Annotated in this window: 10 protein-coding genes; 4 read left to right on the forward strand and 6 right to left on the reverse strand. The window is 74.4% G+C overall.

All coding sequences use genetic code 11. The features are described 5' to 3' along the window. Positions 1–57 precede the first annotated feature (57 nt). Together ACIQPQ_RS20565 and ACIQPQ_RS20570 are read right to left on the reverse strand one after the other, a co-directional pair. A complete protein-coding gene (locus ACIQPQ_RS20565; protein ID WP_401305683.1) occupies positions 58–1,374 on the reverse strand; it encodes a copper amine oxidase in 1,317 nt (438 codons plus the stop codon). A gap of 182 nt (positions 1,375–1,556) precedes the next feature. Beyond that, positions 1,557–2,411 carry a Tat pathway signal sequence domain protein gene (locus ACIQPQ_RS20570; RefSeq protein WP_401305684.1) on the reverse strand — a complete coding sequence of 285 codons (855 nt, stop codon included), beginning with the start codon at positions 2,409–2,411 and terminating at the stop codon, positions 1,557–1,559. Between the two features lie 189 nt (positions 2,412–2,600). On the opposite strand from ACIQPQ_RS20570, the gene glgX reads away from it, so the two are divergent. From glgX to ACIQPQ_RS20585, 3 genes are all read left to right on the forward strand, one after another. Further along, on the forward strand, positions 2,601–4,745 hold the full coding sequence (gene glgX, locus ACIQPQ_RS20575; protein WP_401305686.1) for a glycogen debranching protein GlgX: 2,145 nt from the start codon (positions 2,601–2,603) through the stop codon (positions 4,743–4,745). A 105-nt stretch (positions 4,746–4,850) separates the two neighbouring features. Continuing rightward, positions 4,851–7,199 (forward strand): malto-oligosyltrehalose synthase, encoded by a 2,349-nt coding sequence (treY, locus tag ACIQPQ_RS20580; protein ID WP_401305688.1) that lies wholly within the window; start codon positions 4,851–4,853, stop codon positions 7,197–7,199. A gap of 181 nt (positions 7,200–7,380) precedes the next feature. Beyond that, entirely contained in the window at positions 7,381–8,631 is a 1,251-nt protein-coding gene (locus tag ACIQPQ_RS20585) for a M14 family zinc carboxypeptidase (protein WP_401305690.1), read from the forward strand. A gap of 62 nt (positions 8,632–8,693) precedes the next feature. Here the strand turns inward: ACIQPQ_RS20585 and ACIQPQ_RS20590 are convergent, their stop codons facing one another. From ACIQPQ_RS20590 to ACIQPQ_RS20600, 3 genes are all read right to left on the reverse strand, one after another. Further along, a complete protein-coding gene (locus ACIQPQ_RS20590; protein ID WP_383779950.1) occupies positions 8,694–9,161 on the reverse strand; it encodes an SSI family serine proteinase inhibitor in 468 nt (155 codons plus the stop codon). Beyond that, positions 9,158–9,331 (reverse strand): hypothetical protein, encoded by a 174-nt coding sequence (locus ACIQPQ_RS20595; RefSeq protein ID WP_401305692.1) that lies wholly within the window; start codon positions 9,329–9,331, stop codon positions 9,158–9,160. The genes ACIQPQ_RS20590 and ACIQPQ_RS20595 overlap by 4 nt, the downstream gene beginning before the upstream one ends. A gap of 168 nt (positions 9,332–9,499) precedes the next feature. Further along, complete coding sequence (locus ACIQPQ_RS20600) at positions 9,500–10,051, reverse strand: FHA domain-containing protein (RefSeq protein WP_383779945.1); 552 nt, start codon at positions 10,049–10,051, stop codon at positions 9,500–9,502. A gap of 309 nt (positions 10,052–10,360) precedes the next feature. Between ACIQPQ_RS20600 and treZ the strand changes: the two genes are divergently transcribed. Beyond that, positions 10,361–12,106: a malto-oligosyltrehalose trehalohydrolase gene (gene treZ, locus ACIQPQ_RS20605; RefSeq protein ID WP_401305694.1), complete on the forward strand. Its 1,746-nt coding sequence runs from the start codon at positions 10,361–10,363 to the stop codon at positions 12,104–12,106. Between the two features lie 70 nt (positions 12,107–12,176). Here the strand turns inward: treZ and ACIQPQ_RS20610 are convergent, their stop codons facing one another. Then, positions 12,177–13,139, reverse strand: coding sequence for a phosphotransferase family protein (locus ACIQPQ_RS20610; protein WP_401305696.1), 963 nt, complete (start codon positions 13,137–13,139; stop codon positions 12,177–12,179). Positions 13,140–13,192 lie beyond the last annotated feature (53 nt).

Here is a 13,192-nt window from a genome sequence, read left to right on the forward strand (position 1 = left end):
CAAGGAAGAGTACTCCGGGAGCGGCGGGCGGTGCAGCCGGATGGACAGGGTCGTTGCTCAACTTCCGGGACGCGGCTGTCCGTTCTGTCCGGCGAGGGCGGGCGGGGTGAGCGGGTTCATCGCGGTGACGTCGCGCGGGGCGATCGAGAAGCCCTGCCAGTGGACCGGCATGGGCTCCTGGTCCTCGTCGCGGGCGATGTGGTGGAAGCCGACGTTCACCCAGGCCACGGGGTGGGTGAGGGCCTGTCCGTTGACCCACTTGTCGACGCTGGTGGGGTGTCCGTTGGCGCAGAGGCGGACGTTGTTGCTGGCGTACTGCTCGCACTTGGCGTACTGGGTGAAGTAGACGTCGCGCTGGGTGAAGGGGCGGCCGGGGTACTTGGTGGTGGCGCCGGGGACGATCTCGTAGGAGCGGGGGTGGCCGTCCTTGTTCTTGCCGGTGGTGCTGACGACGCGCCACCAGCGCATGTTCTTGGCGTCTCCGGCGAGTTCCTTGGTGACGGCGGTGCGGGTGGTCTTGTTGGTGGGGGCCTGGGCTCCGGCGCGGGGCGGGCTGACCTTCGAGTCGTACTGCTCGACCTTGTTCTTGCCGCCGTCGATGCCGAAGTCGAGTCGCCAGAAGACGTTGTGACTGTGGCTGGTGGCATAGGACTTGGCGCCCTTGCCGATGGGCCAGCCGCGGCCGTCCCCGGCGTCGTAGTCGAAGGGCGAGAGGCTGCCGGTGGCGCCGACGTTCATGGAGAGGGTGCCGTCGTCGGCGAAGCGCCACTCGGTGATGTACTCGTACCAGCCGACCTTGTTGACGGTGTAGGCGAGCAGGTCCTTGCCCTGGGACTGGTAGACCTTCCCGGAGTCGGTCTGCATCCGGTAGGCGTGGCCGCGGGCGCGGGTGGTGGTGCACAGGCCCTTGACGTCGGGGCTGGTGGAGTAGAGGGGGTCGCGGACCTTCACGGTGCGCAGGGTGCCGCCGGGGCATTCGGCGGGTGTCATGTTGACCAGGCCGGAGCCGAAGTTGTAGTCGGTGATGTCGTTGTACTCGTTGGTGCCGTCGTCGTAGGGCACGTGGATCTGGGCGATCTTGGCGCTGTTGAGGACCTTGACGGGCTTGGCCTCGCCGGGCGGCTGGTAGGAGATCTTCTCCAGGATCAGCCCGGACTTGGACTCCCAGCGCCAGCACATCCGCCAGGTGGTGCCATTGGCGAGTTTCTGCTGGATGCGGTAGGCGGCGGCGCAGTCGGCGGCGGGCGCGGGGGCGGCCTTCGGCTGGGCGACGGCCGCGCCGGAGCCGGTGGCGGAGGCGCCCGCGGCGAGCGCCACGACGGAGAGGCCGAGGGCCGCGCCCTTGCGGACGCGGGACGTTCGGGTCACACGCATGAGGACTTGACTCCCTGCGGATCGGGACGGCCGGCGCGTCCGTGGGGACCACCGGCCGAAGGACGAGAGGCGTTGGGCGAAGAGCGCCGGACGTCGGACAGCGGATGTCGGATGTCGGAGAACCGGCGCGGCCGGACGGCGGAGGCTCGGGGGCGCTCCGCCGTGGCGGCGGCGGTGGCGGCTCAGCGGGTGAGCGAGGCCACCTTGCGGGTGCTGAGGTCGATCACCAGGGAACGGGTGTCGATCCAGGGCCCGTTCTTCACCTTCAGCAGCAGCCGCACGCAGCGGTGGGTGCCGCACTGGTCGAAGGCGGCGGGCTGGGCGCCCTTCACCGCGCGGTAGACCAGGCTGGACAGCTGGAGCTGGTCCGGCGAGGTGAGCGGCTTGCCGGTGGCGTCCTGGTAGTCGGCGCGCAGTCCGGCGCCGAGCGGGTCGGCGATGAGCAGTTTCGCCGCCTCGGTGTTCTCGTCCTTGCTCAGCGGCGGCTGGACGCCGCGGCCGCTGCGGGTGTCCTCGACCTTGCCGGTGTCGAGGTTGACGGTCCGGCTGACGAGGGTGTCGTCGGTGTAGTCGTAGTACGTCACCTCGGCGCGGCGGGGCGCGGCGGGGTCGTCGATCTCGTCGGTGTCGGGCTCGGCGAGGTCGACGGAGAGGGTCTGCGGGCCGTGGTCGCCCTCGACGTCCTCGGCGGACCGCATCAGGGTCCGGTCGGCGGCGATGCGCTCGACGCGGGCGATCTCGTCGTCGGTGAGCGGGTCGCGGCCCTTCCCCTTGGCGCCCTCGGCGGGTGCCGCGGCGACGACGCCGGGTCCCACCGCGCCGGTGCCGTCCGTCCCGGAACCGTCGGCGCCGGTGCCGTCCGTCCTGGCCTGCCCCTGTCCGGCGGCGGCGGAGCCCGCGCCGCCGCTCCCGTTGCCGTTCCCCTCGGCTCCTGCCGTGCCCGGCAGGGTGATCGCGATCATCGCGGCCGTGGCCGCCGTCGCTATCGCCGCTCCCGCCACCACTTTGCCCAGGTGGCGTCGCACTGTCGTGCGCACATCATCCCCCTACTCCCCCTGATCCCCGGGAGTACGTCTCTGCCCCACTGGTTCGGCGTACGCATGGTCGGGCGTACGCACTGGTCGAGGGGTAAGAGGGACGTAAGTCGCAGGGGGTTCCATCACTTTCCGGGAGACTCGGAGTGAAGGCGCCCCCGGCGAGCCGAGACACCTGGAAGAGTCGTGTCCATGCAGGTCTGGCCTGGAGAGGCATACCCCCTCGGCGCCACGTACGACGGCGCCGGTACGAACTTCGCGGTCTTCACGGAGGCCGCGGACCGAGTAGAGCTGTGTCTGCTGCACGACGACGGCTCGGAGACGGCGGTGGAGCTCCGCGAGAGCGACGCGTTCGTCCGGCACGCGTACCTGCCGGGCATCATGCCGGGGCAGCGGTACGGGTTCCGCGTGCACGGCCCCTACGCACCCGAGCGGGGGCAGCGCTGCAATTCGGCGAAGCTGCTCCTCGACCCGTACGCGAAGGCGGTCAGCGGGTCGGTGAGCTGGGGCGAGGAGGTGTACGGCTACCACTTCGGTTCCCCCGAGAAGCGCAACGACCTCGACTCGGCGCCGCACACCATGTCCTCGGTCGTGGTGAACCCCTACTTCGACTGGGGCGACGACCGGCGCCCGCGCACCGAGTACCACCGCACGGTGCTCTACGAGGCCCATGTGAAGGGCCTCACGATGCGCCATCCGGCGCTGCCCGAGGAGCTGCGCGGGACCTACGCGGCTCTCGCCCACCCGGCGATCATCGAACACCTGACCGAACTCGGCGTGACGGCGCTGGAGCTGATGCCGGTGCACCAGTTCGTCAACGATCACCGTCTGGTCGACATGGGCCTCACCAACTACTGGGGCTACAACACCATCGGCTTCTTCGCCCCGCACAACGCCTACGCCTCCTGGGGCGACCGCGGGCAGCAGGTGCTGGAGTTCAAGTCGGCGGTGCGGGCGCTGCACGAGGCGGGGATCGAGGTCATCCTCGACGTGGTCTACAACCACACCGCCGAGGGCAACCACCTGGGCCCCACGCTGTCCTTCCGGGGCATCGACAACGCCCAGTACTACCGGCTCACCGACGACCCCCGGTACTACATGGACACCACGGGCACCGGGAACTCGCTGCTGATGCGGTCCCCGCACGTCCTCCAGATGATCATGGACTCGCTGCGCTACTGGGTCCTGGACATGCACGTGGACGGGTTCCGCTTCGATCTCGCGGCGACGCTGGCCCGCCAGTTCCACGAGGTGGACCGGCTGTCGTCGTTCTTCGACCTGGTGCAGCAGGACCCGGTCGTCTCCCAGGTGAAGCTGATCGCCGAACCGTGGGACGTCGGCGAGGGCGGCTACCAGGTGGGCAACTTCCCGCCGCTGTGGACGGAGTGGAACGGCAAGTACCGCGACACCGTACGGGACCTGTGGCGGGGCGAGCCGCGCACGCTCGCGGAGTTCGCCTCCCGGCTGACCGGCTCGTCCGACCTGTACCAGGACGACGGCCGCCGCCCGCTGGCCTCGATCAACTTCGTGACCTGCCACGACGGCTTCACCCTGCACGACCTGACGGCGTACAACGAGAAGCACAACGCCGCCAACGGCGAGGACAACCGGGACGGCGAGAGCCACAACCGGTCCTGGAACTGCGGGGTCGAGGGCGACACCGACGATCCCGAGGTGCTGGCCCTGCGCGCCCGCCAGGCGCGCAACTTCCTCGCCACGCTGATGCTGTCCCAGGGCGTGCCGATGATCAGTCACGGCGACGAGGTGGGGCGCACCCAGCGCGGCAACAACAACGCCTACTGCCAGGACAGCGAACTGGCCTGGGTGCGGTGGCCGGACCCGGCCGAGGGGTCCGGCGGGGGCGGCGACCTGCTGGCGTTCACCCGTGCGGTGGTGCGGCTGCGCAAGGAGCATCCCGTGTTCCGCAGGCGCCGCTTCTTCCACGGGCGGCCGGTGGAGGGCACCCACGACGACCTCTCCGACATCGCCTGGTTCACCCCCGAGGGCAAGGAGATGGCGCAGCGGGACTGGGACACGGCACCGGCGTCGGCGCTGACCGTGTTCCTCAACGGCAACGCGATCTCCGAGCCGGGGGCGCGCGGGGAGCGGATCACCGACGACTCGTTCCTGCTGATGTTCAACGCGTCCCCGGAGTCCCTGGAGTTCGTGGTGCCCGTCGACCACGGACGGCAGTGGCAGGTGGTCGTCGACACCGCCGACCTGTCGGACGCCGCCGACCCCGAGGCGCTGGTGCGCGGCGAGGGCCGGAAGGTCGCCGCCGGGGACCGGCTGACCCTGGTGGACCGGAGCATGACGGTGCTGCGCCGACCGGCGTAGCCACCGCGAGCGGGCCGCCGTGCGGGCCGGGCGCCGAGGCCCGCACGGCGGCCTGTCGGCGTGCGGGATGAGACGAACGGGGGCGGGGCGGGTACGTAGGTCTGCATGACCTCTGCTGCGCGCTCCGCCCCCGTCGTGCCCACGGCCACCTACCGGCTCCAGCTCCAGCCCGGGTTCCCGTTCGCGGCCGCGGCGGACGCCGTGCCGTACCTGGCCTCGCTCGGCGTGTCCCACCTGCACCTCTCCCCCGTCCTGGAGGCGGTCCCCGGCTCCTCGCACGGCTACGACGTGACCGACCACGCGCGCGTGCGCGAGGAGCTGGGCGGCGAGGAGGGGCTGCGCGCGCTGGCGGCCACCGCGCGCGAGCACGGCCTCGGCCTCGTCGTCGACATCGTGCCGAACCACATGGCCATGGCGCCGCGCCACAACCACGCCCTGTGGGAGGTGCTGCGCGAGGGCCCCGGATCGCCGTACGCGCGCTGGTTCGACGTCGACTGGGAGGCGGGCGGCGGGCAGGTGCTGGTGCCCGTCCTGGGCGGACCGGTCGGGGAGGTGCTGGGCGACCTGCGGGTCGACGGGGACGTCCTGCGCTACCACGACCACGTGTTCCCGCTCCGCGCGGGCACGGAGGGCCTGCCGCTGCCGGAGCTGCTGGACGCGCAGTGGTACCGGCCGGTGTGGTGGCGGCTGGCCCGGACCGAGCTGAACTACCGCCGGTTCTTCAGCATCTCGGAGCTGATCGGGGTGCGGGTGGAGGACCCGGAGGTCTTCGACGCCACCCACGGTACGATCCTGCGGCTGCTGCGCGAGGGCGTGATCGACGGGCTGCGGATCGACCACCCGGACGGGCTGGCCGACCCGGACGGCTATCTGGCGCGGCTGCACGAGGCGAGCGGCGGCCGGTGGACGGTGGTGGAGAAGATCCTCGCGGCCGAGGAGCGGCTGCCCGACTCCTGGCCGGTGGCGGGCACCACCGGCTACGACGCCCTGCGCCGGATCGACGGCCTGTTCACCGACCCGGCGGGCGCGGCGGAGCTGGTGGAGCTGTACCGGGGCTTCGCGGCCCCGCAGACCGACCGCGGCGGCGACTGGGCGGCGACCGAGCGGCGGGCCGCTTACGGGGTGCTGCCGCACGAGCTGGCCGCCGAGCTGGACCGGCTGACCCGCGCCGCCGTGCGCGCCTGCGCCGCCTCCCCGGACCCCGCCCTGCGCGACCGGGCGCCGTGGGCGCTGCGGACGGCGCTGGAGGAGCTGCTGGTGCGGATGGAGGTGTACCGGCCGTACGCCTCGGGGGACGCGGCGGACGTCGTCACCGCCGAGGCCGCCGCGGAGGCGCGCGGCGCGTTCACGGTGCCGGAGGAGGCGGGGGCGGTCGACGTCGTACGGGGGCTGCTGCTCGGGCGGGACCCGCATCCGGCCGCCGTCGAGCTGCGGACCCGGTTCGCGCAGACCTCGTCGGCGCTGCGCGCGAAGGCCGTCGAGGACACCGCGTTCTACCGGTACGTGCCGCTGCCGGCCGCCAACGAGGTCGGCGGCGACCCCGGCCTGCTGGGCGTGACCCCGGAGGACTTCCACGCGTACTGCGCGCGCGTGCAGCGCGACCGGCCGCTGACCGGGACCGTCCTGTCCACCCACGACACCAAGCGCAGCGCCGACGTGCGGGCGGCGCTCGCGGTGCTCACCGAGTGCCCGGGGCGGTGGGCGGAGCTGCTGGAGCTGGTGACGCACACCGAGGAGCGGGTGCCGGACGGGCAGACGGCGTGGGCGGCCTGGCAGACCGTGTTCGGGCTCGGCCCGGCCGACCCGGAGCGGGTGCGGGACGCGCTGCTGAAGCACGTCCGGGAGGCCGGGATGTACACCAGCTGGACGGAGCAGGAGGCGCCGTACGAGGAGGCGGTCGCCGCGTTCCTCGCGGAGGGGCCGTGCGGGGCGCCCGGCGAACGGGTGGCCGCGCTGCGGGAGTCGCTGGAGCCGCACATCCGGGCCAATGTGCTGGGCGCGGCGCTGGTGCACCTCACGATGCCCGGCGTGCCGGACGTCTACCAGGGCACCGAGGGGGAGTACCGGGCGCTGGTCGACCCCGACAACCGCCGTCCCGTGGCGTTCCCGCCCGCCGCGCCCGGTCCCAAGGACGCGGTGACGGCGGCGGCGCTGCGGCTGCGGCGGCGCCGCCCCGACGCGTTCGGCGCGAAGGCCGGCCACCGCCCCCTGCCCGCCGAGGGTCCGACGGCCGCGCACCTCCTGGCGTTCACCCGCTCCGAGGAGACGATCACCGCGGTCACCCGGCTCTCGCTCCGGCTGGCGGAGGCGGGCGGCTGGGCCGACACCCGGCTGCCCCTGCCGCCGGGGACCTGGGCGGACACCCTCGCCCCGGAGCGGGAGTTCACCGGCGCGGTGGCGGCGGCGGACCTCTTCGCGCGGTTGCCGGTGGCGCTGCTGGAGCGGGTGGGGTGAGCCTCGGGCGGTGCTGCGCGGAACGTGCCGTTGCGACCGTTTCGCGGAGGCGGTGACTCCGGTGCGGAGGGGCGTGAGGGGGTCGTGCAAGCGCCCCCCGGAGCCGCCCCACGGGCCTCCTTGACAGGGGTCGGAGTCCGTGGGGTACTGCGGAGGCGAAGGCCGGGCGGACGTGACGGGGGTGAGTCTCCTGCCGGAGCTGCGGTACCCCACGGTGAGCGAACTGACATCCCGCGCAAGGGCGTTGGCGGCGCTCCGACCCGGTCTGTGCGCCCTGCGCCAGGTGGGGGTCTCCCGTGGCGGACGGCCGCTCCACCTGCTGTCCGTGGGGCACGCGCCCCGGACCGTACTGGTCGTCGCGGGCGCGCACGCCAACGAGCCGACCGGCGGGCCCACCCTGCTCGCCGTCGCCGAACGGGTCTTGCACGAGCGGGAGTTGCGGGACGGGACGTCCTGGCACTTCCTGCTCTGCGCGGACCCGGACGGCGCGAGCCTGCACACGACCCCGGCGCCGCGCAGCCTGCTCGACTACCACCTCGGCTTCTTCCGCCCCGCCGGACCCGAGCAGCCCGAGTGGTCCCCGGCCGTCCTGCCGCCGGACCGGCTGCCGCCCGAGACCCGGGCGCTGACCGGCGTCATCGACACGCTGCGGCCCTACCTCCAGGTGACGCTGCACGGCACCGATCTCGGCGGCAGCTGGGTGCAGTTGACCCGTGACATCCCCGGACTGGCCGAGCCGTTCGCCAAGTCGGCCGCGCAGTCCCGCATCCCGGTGGAGACGGGCGCCTCCGACGCGGCGGGCTGGCCCGTCTCCGGGCCCGGCGTGCACGTGATGCCGGAGCCAGGGGTGGGCCTCGCGTACCCGAGCATGCCGGACGACGCCCGGCACAGCACCTGGCACCACGCCCACCGCTACGGCGGCCTCACGGCGGTCGTGGAGGTGCCGATGTGGGCGAGCGACCTCGTGGACGACCCGGCCCCGCACCCCGACCCCGCCGCCGCGATCCGGCGCCTCGCGGTCCGGCTGCGGCGGGACGCGGCCGAGGTGGAGCGCCTCTTCGCGGAGGTGCTCCCCCGGGTGGGCGGGGCGGACGGCCCGCTGCTGCGCGCGGCCCGCTGGGCGCTGGACCTGGTGCCCGGCCTCGCCGCCGACTGGACGGCGCTCTCCCCCGCCGACACGACGATGGCGTACGTCGGCAGCGTCGACGCGTTCGGCCGCCGGCTGCCGCTGCGGGCGGCGGCGATGCTGTGGCGGGTCACCCGCGAGCGGCACGACCGCGCGGCCCCGCGCCTGGAGCACCTGGTCGCGACCTGGAGCCAGTCCTTCGCCGACCGCTTCGGCGCCCGCTGGGTGCCCCTGGAGGACCAGATCGACCACCAGTCCCGCACGGTCCTCGCGGCGGCGCTGCACGCGCGGGAGGGGGCGGCGTAGGGCTGCCCCGGAGCGTCCCTCCCGTGGAGGACGCCCCGGGGCCGCGTACCGCGCCGGTGGTGTCAGAGCATCGGGAAGTCGGGGAGTTCCGCGAGTTCCGGGACCTCTGTCTCGTCGAGGGCGAAGAGGGCGCCCGTCTGGGCGTGCAGCACGCACAGGTTGGAGAAGGTGCGGGTCCAGGAGACCGGGCGGCCGTGCCACTGGCCGGTCGCGCGGGCGGTGACCGGGGCGTGGAGCATGGAGCAGATCGCCTTGCGCGGCGGGATGGCGTCGATGTCGCCGCCCGCCGCGGTGAGGTCGGCGCAGGCCTCGGCGGCGCGGGCGTGGCCCTGGGGCGGGTCGCAGAGCAGCAGGGTGCCGCGGGAGTCGCTGGAGCGGGCGTCGCCGCGGGTGACGGTGAGCTGGAGGCCGCCGCCGGGGAAGAGGTCGCCGGGGAGGGGGGCGGCGGCGTGGGCGGGGACGACGGCGGCGAGGAGGGCGGCCGCGGCGGGCAGGGCGCCCAGGAGGCGCCGGAGGGGGGTGTGCTTCATTCCCGGTGCATCGGCACGGCGGGCGGAGTTCCCCAGTCCGGGTCACCCGATCGTGCGGGTCCGGCGGTCCGGCGCCCGGCGATCCGCAGGGCGGCCAGGCCGTCGGGGTCGAGGCGGAGCAGGAGGTTCCAGGAGGCGTCGGAGGCGGCGCGGGACACGGGGGCGTCCACGCTCGGACAGCGCAGGCGCGGCGGCACAGCGCACCTCCCCCGCGGGCGCCGTACGGTCACCGGAAGTGCCCGGCTTGCACACAGCGAGTCATGACCGGTGAGCCCATTCAACACCGCCCCGTGACCGACGAGTTGATTCAGTCGGGGGCAACGCCCGACGTCGGGCGCTCAGTTGGCGGAGAGACGGAACCCCATCTGGCCGAAGGCGACCTGGTCGCCCTCGCGGACGACGGCGGCGCCGATGACGCGGCGGCCGTTGACGGTGGTGCCGTTGGTGGAGCCGAGGTCGCGCAGGACCCACATCCCGCCCTGGCGGACGAGTTCGGCGTGCACGCGCGAGACGCTCTCGTGGGTCAGCCGCAGCCCGCTCGCCGGGTCGCGGCCGATGCGCAGGGCGTGCGCGGTGCCGGGGTGCGGGAGCAGCAGCTTGGGCATCCGCTCGGCCCGCCAGGCGCGCCGCAGCCGGCCGGGGAAGCCGGAGACCGCCTCGACGGTGCCGAGGAGGGCCCGCGAGAAGCGGCTCTCGCGGGGCAGGTCGGCGGTGAGGGCGGCCAGTTCGTCGGTGCGGCGGGCGACGAGCGCCAGTTCCATGCGGCGGATGAACGTGTCGTGGGAGAGACGGCCGTTGGCGACACCGTCACGGAGCACCTTCAGCGCCTGGTCGCGCTGCGCGTCGGACAGCCGCGCGGGGTACGTGTTGAACTCGAAGGACGATGTCACGCTCGTGATTGTCGGTCAGTGAACCCCGGAGTGTCCAGAAAACGGGGGAAGGGCGGCGCCGGGCGCGTGGGGGGCGCACCGGGGCGGGGACCCGCCGGTAAGGAGGTGTTCCCCCGGCGGACGGGCGGTGTGTACCGCAGGATGAGGCGGAGTGCGTCACGGTGAGCGGACCGGCCGTCACGGTGAGCGGGCGGCACGTCCCGCGGACCGGCGGCGGACGGCCGCGGGCCGTGGCGGGCGGCCGTGGAGCGACGGCTGGGAGCGACGGCAGTGGACCGGCGACAGTGGACCGACGAAGGGGATGCGTCCGTGCAGTTCGAGGTGTGGGCACCGCAGGCCGATCGGGTGACGCTCCGGTGCGGGGACGCCACGTATCCGATGGAGCGCGATCCGGAGCGGCCGGGCTGGTGGGCCGGGGAGGCGGAGGCGGGTGACGGCACGCGGTACGGGTTCGCGGTGGACGACGGTCCGGTGCTGCCGGACCCGCGCTCGCGCCGCCAGCCGGACGGGCCGGACGGGCTGAGCGCGGTCGTCGACCACGGCCGGTACGCGTGGCGGGCGGAGGGGGCCGGTCCGCCGCTGCCGGGGGCGGTGCTGTACGAGCTGCACGTCGGCACGTACACCCCCGAGGGCACCCTGGACGCCGCCGCCGACCGGCTCGGCCATCTCGTCGAACTCGGTATCACACACGTGGAGTTGATGCCGCTGTGCCCGTTCCCCGGCCGTAACGGCTGGGGGTACGAGGGGGTGTCGCTGTGGGCGGTGCACGAACCGTACGGCGGGCCGGAGGCGTTGAAGCGGTTCGTGGACCGGGCGCACGAGCGGGGGCTCGGCGTGGTCCTGGACGTGGTGCACAACCACCTCGGCCCGTCCGGGAACTACCTGCCCGCGTTCGGCCCGTACTTCACGGACACGCATCACACGCCGTGGGGTTCGGCCGTCAACCTGGACGCGCCCGGTTCGGACGAGGTGCGGGCGTTCCTGCTGGGCAGCGCGCTGGCCTGGCTGCGGGACTACCGGATCGACGGGCTGCGGCTGGACGCGGTGCACGCGCTGGCCGACACGCGCGCGTACCCGTTCCTGGAGGAGCTGGCGGAGTCGGTGGACGCGCTGGCCGCCGAGACCGGCCGGCCGCTGTTCCTGATCGCCGAGTCCGACCTCAACGACCCGCGGGTGATCACCCCGCGCGAGCGGGGCGGGCTCGGGCTGCACGCGCAGTGGAACGACGACTTCCACCACGCGTTGCACACCGCGCTGACGGGCGAGTCCCAGGGCTACTACGCCGACTTCGCGCGCGACCCGTTCGAGGCGATCGCCCGGACCCTCACCGGCGGCTACTTCCACGACGGCACGTACTCCAGCTTCCGGGGCCGCCACCACGGACGGCCGCTGGACCGGGCCCGCACGCCCGCGCACCGGCTGCTCGGCTACAGCCAGACCCACGACCAGATCGGCAACCGCGCCCAGGGCGACCGGCTCTCCGCGTCGCTCTCCCCCGGCCTGCTGGCCTGCGCGGCGGCACTGACGCTGACCGGACCGTTCACGCCGATGCTGTTCATGGGGGAGGAATGGGCGGCGGGCACCCCGTGGCAGTTCTTCACCGACCACACCGACCCCGAACTGGCGGAGGCCGTACGGCGGGGCAGGCGGCGGGAGTTCGCGGCGCACGGGTGGGCGGAGGAGGACGTGCCCGACCCGCAGGACCCGGCGACCCGCGACCGCTCCTGCCTGGACTGGTCCGAGCCGGAGCGCGAGCCGCACGCGCGGGTGCTGGCCTGGTACCGCGCCCTGATCGCGCTGCGCCACGCCCACCCGGACCTCACCGATCCCGACCTCGCCGACCTCCGGGTCGCCCACGACTCCGGGGCGCGCTGGCTGGCGTTCCGCCGGGGCGACGTCCGGGTCGTCGTCAACCTCGGCAAGGAGGCCGCGGCGATCCCCCTGGGCACCCGCCCGGCCCGCGTCCTGGCCGCCTGGGACGACATCCCCGTCCCCGGCCCGGACGGCCTCCTGCACGTGCCCGGGGAGTCCTGCGTGGTGCTGGAACAGGAGTGAGCGCGGGGCACCCCGCCCCGGCGTCCGGGCGACGGCGGCGCCGCTGCCCGGACGGTGCCGGGATGCCCGGCTAGGGCGCGTGCGGGGCGTCGTCGCGCAGTTCGGTGACCCGTTCCAGCAGGATCGTCTCCCAGGCGCGGGTGAGCTGGGTGTGCAGCAGGGGCGGCGGCTCGCCGGGCCCGCCCGCGCGGCCGGACCCGCCCTCCAGGTAGCGGGCGAGGCGTACGACGGTGTCGCAGCGGGCCAGCCACAGGCCGCGCAGACAGGGGCGGGCGCCGTATCCGGCGAGGGTCGCGGCGCGGACGGCGGCGCCGGAGCCGACGGCGAGGGCGAGCCCGGCGATGTCCTCCGCCGGGTCGCCGACGCTCGCGCGGCCCCAGCCGAGGACGCCCCGGACCCGGCCGTCGGGGCCGACGACGAGGTGGTCGCCGCGCAGGGAGTGGTGGACGAGGACGGCGGTGTGCGGCTGGGCGGCGAGCTGGGCCGCGCCGGGCGGGGTGAGCTGGTGCAGCCGGGTGGGGTCGAACTCGTCGGCGGCGGCCAGCGGCACGGAGGCGGCGACGGCCATGCGGCGCAGCGCCTCCAGGGAGCGCGGGGCGGTGCGGGGCACGCCGAGCGCCTCGGCCTGCCGGGCGGGGACGTCGCGCAGGCCGCCGAGGAGCCCGGCGAGGTCGGCCTCGCCTACGGCGGACACGTCGTGGTCCTCGGCGGTGCCGCCGGGCAGCCTCAGGTCCAGAGTGTGGGCGAGGCCCGGGGACCAGTCGCCGTGCGCGACGCTGCCCGGGATGGGGACCGGCAGGCAGGGGCGGGCCAGGTCGCGCAGGCGCAGCTCGCGGCGGAGCCGGGCGGTGCCGTCGCGGTCGGTGGCGAGCCGCAGCACGTGGCGGGAGCCGATCCACCAGGTGCTGCCGGGCCGGGCCGTCCCGGCGACGGGCCGCACCTCCGGGCCCGCGCCGTCGCGGTCGCCCTCCCCCAGCAGGGCGCGCACCAGTCGGCGGACGGTGTCCGCGGTGGGGGTCGGTGCCTGGGTCATGGTCGCGCCGTTGCCGTTCGGGGAGAGGGGCGGATACGTCGGCGGCAGCCGCG

This window comes from Streptomyces sp. NPDC091281, assembly GCF_044757425.1.
Lineage (GTDB): Bacteria > Actinomycetota > Actinomycetes > Streptomycetales > Streptomycetaceae > Streptomyces.